Annotated in this window: 16 protein-coding genes; 11 read left to right on the forward strand and 5 right to left on the reverse strand. The window is 67.6% G+C overall.

Annotated elements, in window-relative coordinates; translation table 11 throughout:
- Nucleotides 1–68: 68 nt before the first annotated feature.
- The 5 genes from MRS60_RS03695 (at nucleotide 69) to MRS60_RS03715 (ending at nucleotide 2,970) form a co-directional block, all read left to right on the forward strand.
- Nucleotides 69–632 carry a GspH/FimT family pseudopilin gene (locus MRS60_RS03695; protein WP_243565223.1) on the forward strand — a complete coding sequence of 188 codons (564 nt, stop codon included), beginning with the start codon at nucleotides 69–71 and terminating at the stop codon, nucleotides 630–632.
- Complete coding sequence (locus tag MRS60_RS03700; RefSeq protein WP_081938558.1) at nucleotides 632–1,039, forward strand: type IV pilus modification PilV family protein; 408 nt, start codon at nucleotides 632–634, stop codon at nucleotides 1,037–1,039. The genes MRS60_RS03695 and MRS60_RS03700 overlap by 1 nt, the downstream gene beginning before the upstream one ends.
- A complete protein-coding gene (locus MRS60_RS03705) occupies nucleotides 1,029–1,862 on the forward strand; it encodes a PilW family protein (RefSeq protein ID WP_034182829.1) in 834 nt (277 codons plus the stop codon). Before MRS60_RS03700 ends, MRS60_RS03705 begins: the two co-directional genes overlap by 11 nt.
- 203 nt (nucleotides 1,863–2,065) lie before the next feature.
- Nucleotides 2,066–2,527 carry a hypothetical protein gene (locus MRS60_RS03710; protein ID WP_243565596.1) on the forward strand — a complete coding sequence of 154 codons (462 nt, stop codon included), beginning with the start codon at nucleotides 2,066–2,068 and terminating at the stop codon, nucleotides 2,525–2,527.
- Nucleotides 2,524–2,970, forward strand: a complete 447-nt coding sequence (locus tag MRS60_RS03715; RefSeq protein WP_175748735.1) for a type IV pilin protein — start codon at nucleotides 2,524–2,526, stop codon at nucleotides 2,968–2,970. The genes MRS60_RS03710 and MRS60_RS03715 overlap by 4 nt, the downstream gene beginning before the upstream one ends.
- Before the next feature lie 54 nt (nucleotides 2,971–3,024).
- On the opposite strand, the gene MRS60_RS03720 is transcribed toward MRS60_RS03715, so the two are convergent.
- The 3 genes from MRS60_RS03720 to MRS60_RS03730 form a co-directional block, all read right to left on the reverse strand.
- Entirely contained in the window at nucleotides 3,025–3,468 is a 444-nt protein-coding gene (locus MRS60_RS03720; RefSeq protein ID WP_034182831.1) for a DUF3318 domain-containing protein, read from the reverse strand.
- A gap of 43 nt (nucleotides 3,469–3,511) precedes the next feature.
- On the reverse strand, nucleotides 3,512–3,901 hold the full coding sequence (locus tag MRS60_RS03725) for a phage holin family protein (protein WP_034182832.1): 390 nt from the start codon (nucleotides 3,899–3,901) through the stop codon (nucleotides 3,512–3,514).
- Nucleotides 3,902–4,024: 123 nt separating this feature from the next.
- Entirely contained in the window at nucleotides 4,025–4,327 is a 303-nt protein-coding gene (locus MRS60_RS03730; protein ID WP_026044969.1) for a DUF883 family protein, read from the reverse strand.
- A 318-nt stretch (nucleotides 4,328–4,645) separates the two neighbouring features.
- Here MRS60_RS03730 and MRS60_RS03735 point away from each other — a divergent pair, with 318 nt between their 5' ends.
- The gene (locus tag MRS60_RS03735; protein WP_034182833.1) at nucleotides 4,646–5,284 is read left to right on the forward strand and encodes a peroxiredoxin; all 639 of its coding nucleotides are present in this window, start codon (nucleotides 4,646–4,648) and stop codon (nucleotides 5,282–5,284) included.
- Between the two features lie 150 nt (nucleotides 5,285–5,434).
- On the opposite strand, the gene MRS60_RS03740 is transcribed toward MRS60_RS03735, so the two are convergent.
- Nucleotides 5,435–6,622, reverse strand: a complete 1,188-nt coding sequence (locus tag MRS60_RS03740) for an acyl-CoA dehydrogenase (protein WP_034182834.1) — start codon at nucleotides 6,620–6,622, stop codon at nucleotides 5,435–5,437.
- 161 nt (nucleotides 6,623–6,783) lie between these two features.
- On the opposite strand from MRS60_RS03740, the gene MRS60_RS03745 reads away from it, so the two are divergent.
- Together MRS60_RS03745 and MRS60_RS03750 are read left to right on the forward strand one after the other, a co-directional pair.
- On the forward strand, nucleotides 6,784–7,575 hold the full coding sequence (locus MRS60_RS03745; protein WP_243565224.1) for an IclR family transcriptional regulator: 792 nt from the start codon (nucleotides 6,784–6,786) through the stop codon (nucleotides 7,573–7,575).
- Nucleotides 7,576–7,729: 154 nt separating this feature from the next.
- Nucleotides 7,730–8,140: a GFA family protein gene (locus MRS60_RS03750; protein WP_131948313.1), complete on the forward strand. Its 411-nt coding sequence runs from the start codon at nucleotides 7,730–7,732 to the stop codon at nucleotides 8,138–8,140.
- Nucleotides 8,141–8,373: 233 nt separating this feature from the next.
- Here the strand turns inward: MRS60_RS03750 and MRS60_RS03755 are convergent, their stop codons facing one another.
- The gene (locus MRS60_RS03755; RefSeq protein ID WP_034182837.1) at nucleotides 8,374–9,177 is read right to left on the reverse strand and encodes an EAL domain-containing protein; all 804 of its coding nucleotides are present in this window, start codon (nucleotides 9,175–9,177) and stop codon (nucleotides 8,374–8,376) included.
- A 352-nt stretch (nucleotides 9,178–9,529) separates the two neighbouring features.
- Between MRS60_RS03755 and MRS60_RS03760 the strand changes: the two genes are divergently transcribed.
- Genes MRS60_RS03760 through MRS60_RS03770 form a run of 3 tightly spaced genes read left to right on the forward strand, consistent with a single transcriptional unit; the run spans nucleotide 9,530 to nucleotide 12,820 of the window.
- Nucleotides 9,530–11,191 carry an FAD-dependent oxidoreductase gene (locus MRS60_RS03760; protein WP_243565225.1) on the forward strand — a complete coding sequence of 554 codons (1,662 nt, stop codon included), beginning with the start codon at nucleotides 9,530–9,532 and terminating at the stop codon, nucleotides 11,189–11,191.
- A 40-nt stretch (nucleotides 11,192–11,231) separates the two neighbouring features.
- Nucleotides 11,232–11,462 carry a DUF2783 domain-containing protein gene (locus MRS60_RS03765; protein ID WP_021157152.1) on the forward strand — a complete coding sequence of 77 codons (231 nt, stop codon included), beginning with the start codon at nucleotides 11,232–11,234 and terminating at the stop codon, nucleotides 11,460–11,462.
- Nucleotides 11,459–12,820: an MFS transporter gene (locus MRS60_RS03770; protein WP_243565226.1), complete on the forward strand. Its 1,362-nt coding sequence runs from the start codon at nucleotides 11,459–11,461 to the stop codon at nucleotides 12,818–12,820. Before MRS60_RS03765 ends, MRS60_RS03770 begins: the two co-directional genes overlap by 4 nt.
- The last annotated feature ends 6 nt before the right edge of the window (nucleotides 12,821–12,826 follow it).

Below are 12,826 nucleotides of genomic sequence, written 5' to 3' on the forward strand. Positions count from 1 at the left end.
TCGGCAAATGGCGTGCGTCCGCATACGTCGCTACAGTCGTCGCATCACCTTGGCGGAGGACGACTGCGATGGGACTGCGCTATCCATCCTTGAAAAACGTGGTACGACGCTCGGGCGGGTTCACGCTCGTCGAGCTGATGGTCGTTATCGCGCTGGTGGCCGGGCTCGCGCTCCATGCGGCGCCCGCGTTCGACCAGTGGCGCTTGCGCGAACGCGTGGACGCGCGCTCGCTTGCGTTGCTCGGGGCGCTGTCGTTCGCACGTACCGAGGCGACGCGTCTCGGCGTGCGCGTCACGCTGTGCCGGGCCGGGAACGACGGCGCCTGTTTGCGTGCCGGCGAGCGGTGCGATCCAGCCGAATGGTCGTGCGACTGGCTCGTCAGCGGGCAATTCGACGGGCAGTCGCGCGTGCTGCGGCGCTATCCGCGCGATGCCGAAGTGGCCGTCGCGGGCGCCGCGCACGATCTGGCTTTCGCACCGCCGGTCGGCCAGGCGATCGGCGGAATCCGGCGTTTCGAATTGCGTCCGCGCCGCGACCCGTCCGGAGCCGACGACGCACGCGCTTCGCGTTGCGTGCGGATTGCGGCGGGCGGCCGCGCGCGCGTTGTCGCCGGCCGTTGCGACGCGGCGTGATGACCATGCGCAACGCAATGCGCGGCACGTCGCTGATCGAGGCGATGCTGGCCGTCGCGCTGCTCGCGACCGTGATGCTGGCGGTGGCCGGCAGCCAGCTTGCGATGGCGCGCACGCAGCGGGCGACGATCTGGCGTGAACGCGCGCTGTGGCTGGCCGATGCGCGTATCGAGCGCCCGCGCGCCGGCGCAGGAGCCGACGACGGTCTCGCGGCGCTGGCGGCTGCATCGTTGCCCGGCGGTGCGATGACGCTCGACGACGAGCCGGCCGGCGTCCGGTACGCGATTGTCGGCTGGAGAGGCGGCAATGCAGCGGTTTCGCCGCGATGCGAAGGTGCAGGTGCATCGGCGCAGCCGCCGTCTTGCGTCCGGATTCCGTTTCGGGAGGCTGGTGCAGATGAACGCTGATTGCCGCATGCGTGCGCATACGCTGCTCGAAGTGCTGATCGCGATGACCGTCGGTCTCCTCGTGCTGGCGGCAGCCGGTGCGCTGTATCACGCGCAGCGCGTTGCGCAGCGGCGCGCGGAAGACGGGTTCCGGATGCGCGATGCAGCCGGCACCGCGCTGATGCTGATTGGCCAGCAGCTCCAGATGGCGGGATTCCGGCCGCTCGATGCCGAAGGTGCGTCGTCGTTGCCGCCGGTGTTCGGTTGTTCGATGGCGCGCGTGCGCGGCGACGGTGCGCAGGTGCGGTGCGAACCTGCGCGCGCTTCATCGGACGCGCTGCTGATCCGGTATGTCGGCGATGCCGTGTCGACGTGGCCGACGGTGAGCGGCCAGGTGTCGGATTGCCTCGGGCAGGGTGTCGGCGTGTCCGGCGAACGGGCTCCGGTGGAGAACCGCTTCGATGCGCACGTCAGCCCGTCGACGGGCGAGCCCGAACTGTACTGCGAAGGAAACGGCCGTCCAGGCACGCCACAGCCGGTCGTGTCGGGCATCGATCAGTTGCGTGCGCGCTATCTTCGCCGCGGTGGCATGCAGTTCGTCGATGCCGATGCAATGCGTGTCGACGACTGGCGCGATGTCGTGGCCGTGCATGTCTGCGTGCGGGCGCGCGGCGAACCGATGCGCGAGCCGGCCCGTCACGTCGACTGCGACGGTCGCGCTGCGGTTGCACAGGACGGCCATGCACGTTTGACGCTGCATCGTGTCGTCGCGTTGAGGAATGCAGCGATCGCATTCGACGATACGTTGCGCGACGCAACGCACGCACGCGAGGTGTTGCGATGAGCGAAGCAGGACGATACGCGCGGGAGATATCGCGATGCGTTGCGGCAGGCGACATGCATGGGCGCATTGTGGCAAACGGTGACGAACCGAGGCAGGCCGCGCGCACGGGAGCCGAGGCAACGAACCGGTGCGAGCCGCGCATACGTTTCCGGTCGGCCGGTCGCGATTGGCGTCGCGACGCGGGCCTCGCATTGCCCGCAGTGATCGCGGTCGGTGCCGCCGTTGCGGCACTGACAGGCACGTGGTTCGAATCCGCGCTGACGGAATCGCGCCGTACACGTGCGTTGTCGGATCGGCTGATCGCATTCCACGCGGCTGATGCCGCGCTCGCGGCGTGCACCGCGCGATTGCTCCGTGGCTCGGCACCCTACGTGAACGAAGGCGAATCGCGCGCGGAGCCCGACGCGTGGCGGCGCATGCCGGCGATGGCGGCCGCCGAAGCGTTCGCGCCGTTTGCCGGATGGCCGATGGCCGCGCAGCCGCCGCGATGCCTGATCGAGGCGTGGCGCGGGGCAGGGCCGATCGGCGGCCGCGCTTACGTCGTCACCGCGCGTGGTGTTGGCGCGCACACGTCGAGCGCCGTCTGGCTGCAGCACCAGGTTGCAATACGCGACGGACGCATCGTCGCGCTGCGCTGGCGGCGCGTCGCGGCGGTGCTTCGATGAACGGTTCCGCGTCCGTGGACCGATCGGCGGGATTCACGCTGCTCGAGCTGATGATCGTGCTCGCGATCGTCGCGGTGCTGGCCGGATGGGGCATCCCGTCGTATCGCGAGCATGTCGTGCGCGTTCACCGCGCGTCGGCGGTGTCCGCGCTGTATCGGGCGGCCCAATATCTCGAAACGCTGGACGGTGCGCCGCCGCCGGCATTGCCGGACGCGCTCGCGCAGGCGCCGCCGGACGGCCGGGCCGTTTATCGATTGACGCTCAGGCGGCCGGACGGCGACGACTCGCCGGTAACCTACGAGCTGGAAGCAAGCCCGCTCGACACGGGCCCGATGCACGACGATGCGTGCGGCGCCTTCACGCTGCGTTCGGACGGGACGAAGGGCAATGCGCGACGGGATGGCGCCGACGAACAGGGTGCTGCTTGCTGGGGCATGCGCTGAATTCGCACGAAGGGCGCGCAACGGCGCATGGCCGTGCGCGCCGGTCGCCGAGTATCAGTCGTCGTGTGCGTCGAGCTCGCGCTCGTCGCGCGACTGCTTCCAGATCCGGTAGACCTCCCATGCGGCGAAGCCGAGCGTGCCCCACTTCAGCGCGGGGCCCGCGCTCGCGCGCAGCAGCGAGCGAACGGGTTTCGCCAGCACGAGCGACGCGAGCGAACTCAGCATCGGATACTGGTTGACGAGGTGGCCGAGGCTCGCGTTCAGGTTTTTTGCGGACTGGCTGAACTTGCTGCCGGAAAGGCCGGGGATGAATACCTTGAGCCAGCTGAAGCGCGTGACGGCCTGGCGCATTTCGCCGGCGGCCGCCGCGAGTTCGAGCCGCTCGACTTCGGATCGCAGGATCAGCAATTCCTTGCGGAGCGCGCGATGTTGCGATGCGCTCCAGTGCGATCGCGACGAATGGGGGCGGTGTGCATTGCCCGTGACGTTCTGGCTCATGGCGCGTCGGCGAAGTAGGTGGGAAGGGTGAACACGACTGCGTTCACGGCTTGCCGCGGAACAGTTCGCGGTCTTTGTCGAGTTCGGCGAGCGTCGCCTCGAACACGGTCGGCGCGTCGCGCAGGCCCGAGCGCGCCTTCAGCGCGCACACGATGCCGCCTGCGGCATACAGCGCGGTGATCGCTGCGAGCGATTGCCAGCGATAGGTATCCCAGAACGCGATCGCGACGAGCACGGTCAGGCTCATGAGCGCCATCGTCGCGAGCATCATTGCGGCGAGCCCGAGGAACAGCACGCCCATCAGGCGTTCCTTCTCTTCGGCAAGCTCGATGCCCACCAGTTCGAGGCGCGTTTGCAGAAGCCCGATCGCGGAGCCGACGAGGCGGCGCAGCGGTCCTTGGCCGGATGGCTGCGAGGTGGTGTCTGTCGTCATGGGTGAGGTGCTTGCGCGTGCAGTGAGCAGCTAGGACAAAGCCGGCCGGCGGCAACCGCCGGTCGGCTTCGACGCCCGCAGGCCGCGCGACGCGGCCCACGGGACGGAACGGCGCAGCGCGCGTTACTTGCGGTTGATCAGCAGACCGATCAGCACGCCGACGCCGGCTGCAACGCCGATCGACGTCCACGGATGCTCGTGCACGTAATCGTCGGTCGCGCGCGCGGCCTTCTTGCCTTTCTCGACGACCACGACCTGGACGTCGGCTGCCTTGTCCTTGGCCTGCTTCAGGCGCGACATGGCTTTCTCGCGCAGCTCGGCCGCACGGTCGCCCGTGCTGCTGGCGGCTTGCTTGAGCAGGTCTTCGGCGTCCGCGAGAACGGTTTTGATATCCGACATCAGTTTCTCCTTGTTGATTTCCGACATTGCAACTCCCTTCGTGCTGTCATGCTGCAGGTTCACATCGTAGCGAAACGCCTGCCTGCTGGCGAGCCGGGAAGACGCACGGCGGCAGTGCAAGTTCGCATGGTAAACGATTTGTAATTATCGGCGGAGCGGCAAACGAGGTGAAAAGTTTCCCACGTGGCCGGCCGTCTTGCCGCGACACCGCGCAAAAATGACAAAAAAGTATGAATATCAAACGGAATAATCGTTCGCACGGCCCATTGCTTCCCGTAAGCTGATGGACTGTCCCGTGCCATACGGCGCGCGGTTTCAACCAGCATCGTTCGAGGAGGGAACATCATGAGTCTGCGTCTTGGCGACATCGCACCGGATTTCGAGCAGGAATCGAGCCTGGGCCCGATCAAGTTTCACGAGTGGCTCGGCGACAGCTGGGGCGTCCTGTTCTCCCACCCGGCCGACTACACGCCGGTGTGCACGACGGAACTCGGGCTGACCTCGAAGCTGAAGGGCGAATTCGAGAAACGCAACGTGAAGGTGATCGCGCTGTCGGTCGACGGCGTCGAATCGCACAAGGGCTGGATCAACGACATCAACGAAACGCAGTCGACGGTCGTCGGCTTCCCGATCATTGCCGATGCGGACCGCAAGGTTTCGCAGCTGTACGACATGATCCATCCGAACGCGAACGAAACGCTGACGGTGCGCTCGCTGTTCGTGATCGACCCGAACAAGAAGGTGCGGCTCACCATCACCTATCCGGCCAGCACGGGCCGCAACTTCGACGAAGTGCTGCGCGTGATCGACTCGCTGCAACTGACCGACAACTACAAGGTCGCGACGCCCGGCAACTGGAAGGACGGCGACGATGTCGTGATCGTGCCGTCGCTGCAGGATCCGGAAGAGCTGAAGAAGCGTTTCCCGAAGGGCTTCAATGCGGTGCGTCCGTATCTGCGCCTCACGCCGCAGCCGAACAAGTAAGCATCGGCGCGTGAACGCGGTACCGGGCCGGCGGCCCGGATCGCGGATCCGATATCGGATGAAAAACGGCCCGCCCGGCAGTCATGCCGGGCGGGCCGTATCTTCTTGCGCGTACGCGGCATCGCTGCCGGGCGCGCCGCATCCGGACGATCAGAAGAATGCCTGGATGCCTGTCTGCGCGCGGCCGAGGATCAGCGCGTGGATGTCGTGCGTGCCTTCGTACGTGTTGACCACTTCGAGATTCACGAGGTGGCGCGCGACGCCGAATTCGTCGGAGATGCCGTTGCCGCCGAGCATGTCGCGCGCGAGCCGGGCGATGTCGAGCGACTTGCCGCACGAATTGCGCTTCATGATCGACGTGATCTCGACGGCCGCCGTGCCTTCGTCCTTCATCCGGCCGAGGCGCAGCACGCCTTGCAGGCCGAGCGTGATTTCGGTCTGCATGTCGGCGAGCTTCTTCTGGATCAACTGGTTCGCGGCAAGCGGCCGGCCGAACTGCTGGCGGTCGAGCACGTACTGGCGCGCGGTGTGCCAGCACGATTCGGCGGCGCCGAGCGCGCCCCATGCGATCCCGTAGCGCGCCGAGTTCAGGCAGGTGAACGGGCCGCGCAGGCCGCTCACGTTCGGCATCAGGTTCTCTTCGGGTACGAACACCTCGTCGAGGACGATTTCGCCGGTGATCGATGCGCGCAGCCCGACCTTGCCGTGGATCGCGGGCGCCGACAGGCCTTTCCAGCCCTTCTCGAGGATGAAGCCGCGGATCGCGTCCTTGCCGTTCTCTTCGAGCTTCGCCCACACGACGAACACGTCGGCGATCGGCGAATTCGTGATCCACATCTTCGCGCCGGACAGCGAGTAGCCGCCGGGCACCTTCTTCGCGCGCGTGACCATGCTGCCCGGATCGGAGCCGTGGTTCGGCTCGGTCAGCCCGAAGCAGCCGATCCATTCGCCGGTCGCGAGTTTCGGCAGGTATTTCTGCTTCTGCGCGTCCGAGCCGAATTCGTGAATCGGCACCATCACGAGCGACGACTGCACGGACATCATCGACCGGTAGCCCGAATCGACGCGCTCGACTTCGCGCGCGATCAGCCCGTAGCTCACGTAATTGAGGCCGGGGCCGCCGTATTCCTCCGGAATCGTCGGGCCGAGCAGGCCGACTTCACCCATCTCGCGGAAGATGGCTGCGTCGGTGCGTTCGTGGCGGAACGCTTCGGTGACGCGCGGCGCGAGCTTGTCCTGCGCGTAAGCCTGCGCGGCATCGCGCACCATCCGCTCTTCCTCGGTCAGTTGCTGGTCGAGCAGCAGCGGATCGTCCCAATGAAAAGTTGCAGCACTCATCGTCTCATCTCCTGTCGGTCCGCGTTGGCGCTTCAGCGCTTACGCGGACCCCATGCTTTGCGGTCGTCCCCGGTTTGGCCGGGCTCATGCCAAATGATCGCTTGACTGAAGTTCCGCTGTGCGGAACAATGTTTTGCAAATCGAACCCAGTGTAGCACCAGATGACACTTTCAACCATCGACGAAACCATGATCGACGAACGCAAGTTCGTCGTCGCGCTCGCGCGCGGGCTCGACCTGCTGCGCGCATTCCGGCCCGGCGAGACGATGCTCGGCAACCGTGACTTCGCGGAGCGCACGGGGCTGCCGAAGGCGACCGTGAACCGGCTGGCCTATACGCTGACCGTGCTCGGCTACCTGCGCTACGACGAGACGCTCGGAAAGTATGCGCTCGACGCCGGCGTGCTGTCGCTCGGCTACGCGCTGCTGTCGGGCTCGGGGACGATCGATCTCGCGCGGCCGCACATGCAGGCGCTCGCGCGCGAGATCGGCGCGGCCGTATCGCTCGGCTGTCGCGACGGGCTCGACATGATCTATCTGGAAACGATTCGCAGCGAGACCGCGCTGACGCTCGGGCTCGCGCCCGGTTCGCGGCTGTCGATGCTGACGAGTTCGATGGGGCGCGCGTACCTGGCCGTGCAGCCGGAGGACGTGCGCCGCGCGCTTTATGCGGAACTGCATCGCGCGGCCGGCGGCGCGGCCGACGCCGATGCGCTCGTCGCCGCCGCACAGCAAGCGGTGGCCGAGTTTTCGGCGGGCGGTTGCTGCTATTCGTTCCGCGCGTGGCACATGGACGTGAACGCGGCGGCCGTGCCGTTTCGCGAGCCGCGCGAGGGGCGCTGGCTGATCCTGAGCTGCAGCGGCCCCGCATCGTCGATGAACGAGGACGTGTTCCGTACGCAGGTCGGGCCGAAGCTGAAAGCGCTCGCGCAGCGGCTTGGGCAGACGGCGTGAGCAACGCGGCGCGCGGCCATCGCCGTCGCGCCGCAGCGGTTTCGGCTCCGGTTGGTGAGAGAGGGTGGAGCGGGTGAGGGCTGCCGCCGTCTCTTGTGCTGCGGTCGAACCGCGCTCATCATCGTTCGCCAGCTTCCCGACGACGAGGTTTGCGATGTCTCACCCGGAATCAATGGAAGGCGGATGCGCGTGCGGCGCGATCCGCTACCGTATCGCCCACGTTCCGACCGATGCCGGCTTCTGCCACTGCCGGCTCTGTCAGCGCACGACCGGCGCGGCGGTCGTCGCATCGGCATCGGTGCCGATCGACGCGTTCGAATACCTGCAGGGCGAGCCGACCGTCTACGCGTCGAGCGCGTGGGGCGAGCGGCGCTTCTGCGGCCGTTGCGGCGCGCAGCTCGAATACCGGCTTGGCGACGCGCCGAAAACGGTCGAGATCAATTATGCGACGCTCGACGAGCCGTCGCGGCTGCGCCCGGCGTGGCACGTCTGGTATGGGGATCGTTTCCCGGGCATTGAGATCGACGACGATCTGCCCAAGTACGACGATGGCGGACGAGCGTAAGCGGTAACCATCGGCGCAGACGCGCAGACGCGCAGACGCGCAGACGCGCAGACGCGCAGACGCACCAGACGCACCAGACGCGCCAGACGCGCCAGACGCGCCGACGCGCAGACGTCGGGCAGCGGGTCGCGCCACGCGACCCGATCTCGCTATTCCGCAATCAGCACAACACCCGCAACAGGCATCCGGCATCCGGTGCGCCGCTCTCCGCGCGCGCCTGCCGCCCCATCCGTTCAGGCCGTCACGACCTTCGCAAATGCGGGCCCCTGCATGAACCGCACGTCGTGCTGGCGCAGCAGCTCGCACTGCGTCTCGTCGACGACACCGTCGAAGATGAGCGGAATCCGCACGCGCTGCGCATACGCGACGAGCGCCTTGACCATCCCGTCGCGCAACGCGATGCCCGCATCCATCTTGATGTAGTCGGGCCGCGCCATGTCCGATTCGACCGCGAGGATGCGGCCCGGATCGGGCAGCTTGTCCGCGACCTTGAAGCCGTGATGCTGGTAGCTGCGCGTCAGGTAGCCGAGGAAGGTCTTGTGCGCGACCGCGACCGCCGGCAGCTCGATCACGATCCGTTCGGTCGGCAGCCCGAAGCGCTGCAGCACCGACGAGAAATGCTTGCCGTGGTCGTACTTCACGCTCTTGAGCAGCCGTTCGTGCACGCGCAGGAACAGCAGCCCGTGGCGCTGCGCGCCGAAGAAGTTGATCGCGTGCAGCGCGCGCGACAGGCGGTCGATCGCGACGAGCGTCTGGTCGTCGACGGCCGAGTCGACCGGATCGTGTGCGGCACCGGTGACGACCGTAACAGCCTGGAAGCCGAGTTCGTCGCCGTAGCGCTCGATCGCGTCGGTGAACGACGTCGATTGCGGCGCGCCGGGCATCGTCACGTCGTAGATCGGTTCGTAGGCGCTGCCGAGCGTGCGCTCGGGCAGATTCGCGCTCGCGGTGCCGCCTTCGGCAAGCGCGAGGTGATCCCGCAGATACGGCAGTTGCCCGGCACGGGCGACCAGCTCGGGAATGGTGGGCGGAATCATCGGCGTATGAAGGAAAAACGGCGGCCGAACGGGCCGCCTCGTATCTGGATATTAGCAGCGCGCGCCACGCTCGGCTCGGCGTTTCGCTCATATGGTTATCCCGTTCTCGAGCCCGCGCCTAGGGTTTACGTTGATTTCACTATTCGTAATTGGTTTTACTATTCGTAAATCCAGGATTTGTCGCCGATCAAGAAATGCGGCATTCGGGCGCCGCTCGACGGCGCCGTTCGCGAATCAACAGGAAGCAAGGAGCGAGACGTGGCGGTTGACAGGAAAGGCGGGCGGGAGCGCCGGCAGGCGACGGGCGGGACGACAGGCGCGCCGGCGCGCGCACGGCAGGGTTGAGGAGCGGATGGCGACCATGAGCATCGATTACCAGACGCTGAAGTTCGAGTACCGTCCGCGCGCGCATGACGCGGCCGTTCACCCGGTGATCGTCGTCGGCGCGGGCCCGGTGGGCCTGTCGGCCGCGATCGACCTCGCGCAGCAGGGCGTGTCCGTCGTGCTGCTCGACGACGACGACACGCTGTCCACCGGCTCGCGCGCGATCTGCTTCGCGAAGCGCACGCTCGAGATCTTCGACCGGCTCGGCTGCGGCGAGCGCTTCGTCGACAAGGGCGTGAGCTGGCACGTCGGCAAGGTGTTCCTGCAGGACGAGCAACTGTATGCATTCGACCTGCTGCCCGAGGAAGGGCATGCACGCCCCGCGTTCATCAACCTGCAGCAGTACTACGTCGAAGGCTATCTGGCCGATCGCGCGTTCGAGCTGCCGAACATCGACATCCGCTGGAAGCACAAGGTGACGGGCGTCGAGCAATCGGCCGAGCATGCGGTGCTGACGATCGAGACGCCGGACGGCGTCGCGACGCTGCGCGCGCAATACGTGATCGCGGCCGACGGCTCGCGCAGCCCGATGCGCACGATGATGAGCCTCGAAAGCCACGGCCGTACGTTCAAGGACCGCTTCCTGATCGCCGACGTGAAGATGAAGGCGGAGTTTCCGACCGAGCGCTGGTTCTGGTTCGATCCGCCGTTCCACCCGAACCAGTCGGTGCTGCTGCACCGCCAGCCCGACAATGTGTGGCGCATCGACTTCCAGCTCGGCTGGGACGCCGATCCCGTCGCCGAGAAGCAGCCGGAGCGCGTGATCCCGCGCGTGCGCGCGCTGCTGGGGCCGGACGCCGAGTTCGAGCTCGAATGGGTGAGCGTCTACACGTTCCGCTGCCAGCGGATGGAGTCGTTCCGTCACGGCCGCGTGCTGTTCGCGGGCGACTCCGCGCACGGCGTGTCGCCGTTCGGCGCGCGCGGCGCGAACAGCGGCGTGCAGGATGCGGACAACCTCGCGTGGAAGCTGAAGCTCGTGCTCGACGGCCGCTCGGCCGACCGCCTGCTCGATACGTACGCGAGCGAGCGCGAGTTCGCGGCAGACGAGAACATCCGCAACTCGACGCGCTCGACCGATTTCATCACGCCGAAAAGCCCGGTGTCGCGCGTGTTCCGCGACGCGACGCTGAAGCTCGCGCGCGATTGCGAATTCGCGCGCAAGCTCGTGAACAGCGGCCGCCTGTCGGTGCCGGCCGTGCTGGCCGATTCGCCGCTGAACACGCCGGACCGCGACGGCGACGCATTCGCATGCGCGATGCGGCCGGGCGCGGCGGCAGCCGATGCGCCGGTGCGCGCAAAGGGTGCGGCGGGCTGGCTGCTGCAGCACCTGCGCGGCGGCTTCACCGGCGTGCTGTTCGGATTGCCGGGCGACGCGGCCGCGCTCGCGCAGGCCGTCGAAGGCCTCGCGCTGCCGGTGCGGCCGGTGCTCGTCGTGCCGGCCGGGCACGCGCAGCCGGTGGCCGGCATCGACGTCGTGGAGGACGTCGGCGGTTTCGCCGCGCAACGCTATGACGCGAAGCCCGGCACGTTCTACCTGCTGCGTCCCGACCAGCATGTCTGCGCACGCATGCGCACGCTCGACCGTCAGGCGCTTGCCGACGCACTGGCGCGCGCGACCTGCGCACGCTGAATACCGCATTGGACACGAAAAAAACACCGGAGACTCCGTCATGCCCTCACTCGACACCCGCCCGCGCCTGGCCGATCCGGACGCGTTCTATGAAGCGCTGATCGACATGCATCGCGACCTGTCCGACGCCGACAGCCAGCTCGTCAACGCGAAGCTGATCCTGCTGCTCGCGAACCAGATCGGCGACGCCGACGTGCTGCGCGAAGCGATGGCGCTCGCGCGCCAGGGCGTGACGCCGCCCGTGCATCCGGCCGCCGAGGTCGCGCAATGAGCGCGGCGCCGGCCGACGCGCGCGTGCTCGAAGTCGAGCGCGTGATCGACGAGACCCATCGCCCGGGCTTTCACTGGATGCTGCTCGCGTTGTGCGGGCTGTGCCTCGTGATCGACGGTTTCGATGCGCAGGCGATGGGCTACGTCGCACCGAGCGTGATTGCCGAATGGGGTGTGCCGAAGCAGGCGCTCGGCCCGGTGTTCAGCGCGAGCCTGTTCGGGATGCTGCTCGGTGCGCTCGGGCTGTCGGTGCTGGCCGACCGGATCGGGCGGCGCCCGGTGCTGATCGGCTCGACGCTGTTCTTCGCGGTGACGATGCTCGCGACGCCGTTCGCAAGCTCGATTCCCGTGCTGATGGCGTTGCGCTTCGTCACGGGCCTCGGCCTCGGCTGCATCATGCCGAACGCGATGGCGCTGGTCGGCGAGTTCAGTCCGGCCGCGCATCGCGTGAAGCGGATGATGATGGTGTCGTGCGGCTTCACGCTCGGCGCTGCGCTCGGCGGCTTCATCAGCGCCGCGCTGATTCCGGCGCTCGGCTGGCGTTCGGTGTTCTACGTCGGCGGCGCGGTGCCGCTCGTGCTCACGGTCGCGATGGTCGCGCGGCTGCCCGAGTCGCTGCAGTTCCTGGTGCTGAAAGGGCGCGTCGCGCAGGCGCGCGACTGGCTCGCGCGCTTCGCGCCGCAGGCCGGCATCGATGCGAACACGCGGCTCGTCGTGCGCGAGCGCGCCGCGACCGGCGCGCCGGTGGCCGAGCTGTTCAGCCACGGCCGCCTGCCGGTCACGCTGCTGCTGTGGGCGATCAGCTTCATGAACCTGATCGATCTGTACTTCCTGTCGAACTGGCTGCCGACCGTGATGCGCGATGCGGGCTATTCGCCGGGCACGGCGGTGATCGTCGGCACGGTGCTGCAGACGGGCGGCGTGATCGGCACGCTGTCGCTCGGCTGGCTCATCGAACGCCATGGCTTCGTGCGCGTGCTGTTCGCGTGCTTCGCGTGCGCGGCCGTGTCGGTGGGGCTGATCGGCTCGGTCGCGCATGCGCTGCCGTGGCTGCTGGTCGTCGTGTTCGCGGGCGGGTTCTGCGTGGTCGGCGGGCAGCCGGCCGTGAATGCGCTCGCGGGCCAGTATTACCCGACGTCGCTGCGCTCGACGGGCATCGGCTGGAGCCTCGGCATCGGCCGGATCGGCTCGGTGCTCGGGCCGCTCGTCGGCGGACAACTGATTGCGCTCAACTGGTCGAACGATGCGCTGTTCCACGCGGCCGCGGTGCCGGTGCTGTGCTCTGCGCTGTTCGTCCTCGGGCTGGCTGGTGTGACGCGGCGAAACGGTGCGCACGCGCCGAATGCCGCGATGAATTGATGGAGA

Origin of the sequence: Burkholderia pyrrocinia (assembly GCF_022809715.1) — a bacterium.
Taxonomy (GTDB): domain Bacteria; phylum Pseudomonadota; class Gammaproteobacteria; order Burkholderiales; family Burkholderiaceae; genus Burkholderia; species Burkholderia pyrrocinia_C.

Excerpts from the sequence above, each read along its gene's own strand:
- MRS60_RS03695 (WP_243565223.1), top strand. The coding sequence starts at position 69 with ATGGGACTGCGCTATCCATCCTTGAAAAACGTGGTACGACGCTCGGGC.
- MRS60_RS03735 (WP_034182833.1), top strand. The coding sequence starts at position 4,646 with ATGAGTCTGCGTCTTGGCGACATCGCACCGGATTTCGAGCAGGAATCG.
- MRS60_RS03715 (WP_175748735.1), top strand. The coding sequence starts at position 2,524 with ATGAACGGTTCCGCGTCCGTGGACCGATCGGCGGGATTCACGCTGCTC.
- MRS60_RS03720 (WP_034182831.1), bottom strand. The coding sequence starts at position 3,468 with ATGAGCCAGAACGTCACGGGCAATGCACACCGCCCCCATTCGTCGCGA.
- MRS60_RS03730 (WP_026044969.1), bottom strand. The coding sequence starts at position 4,327 with ATGTCGGAAATCAACAAGGAGAAACTGATGTCGGATATCAAAACCGTT.
- MRS60_RS03765 (WP_021157152.1), top strand. The coding sequence starts at position 11,232 with ATGCCCTCACTCGACACCCGCCCGCGCCTGGCCGATCCGGACGCGTTC.
- MRS60_RS03740 (WP_034182834.1), bottom strand. The coding sequence starts at position 6,622 with ATGAGTGCTGCAACTTTTCATTGGGACGATCCGCTGCTGCTCGACCAG.
- MRS60_RS03750 (WP_131948313.1), top strand. The coding sequence starts at position 7,730 with ATGTCTCACCCGGAATCAATGGAAGGCGGATGCGCGTGCGGCGCGATC.
- MRS60_RS03755 (WP_034182837.1), bottom strand. The coding sequence starts at position 9,177 with ATGATTCCGCCCACCATTCCCGAGCTGGTCGCCCGTGCCGGGCAACTG.
- MRS60_RS03745 (WP_243565224.1), top strand. The coding sequence starts at position 6,784 with ATGACACTTTCAACCATCGACGAAACCATGATCGACGAACGCAAGTTC.
- MRS60_RS03770 (WP_243565226.1), top strand. The coding sequence starts at position 11,459 with ATGAGCGCGGCGCCGGCCGACGCGCGCGTGCTCGAAGTCGAGCGCGTG.
- MRS60_RS03705 (WP_034182829.1), top strand. The coding sequence starts at position 1,029 with ATGAACGCTGATTGCCGCATGCGTGCGCATACGCTGCTCGAAGTGCTG.
- MRS60_RS03700 (WP_081938558.1), top strand. The coding sequence starts at position 632 with ATGACCATGCGCAACGCAATGCGCGGCACGTCGCTGATCGAGGCGATG.
- MRS60_RS03760 (WP_243565225.1), top strand. The coding sequence starts at position 9,530 with ATGGCGACCATGAGCATCGATTACCAGACGCTGAAGTTCGAGTACCGT.
- MRS60_RS03725 (WP_034182832.1), bottom strand. The coding sequence starts at position 3,901 with ATGACGACAGACACCACCTCGCAGCCATCCGGCCAAGGACCGCTGCGC.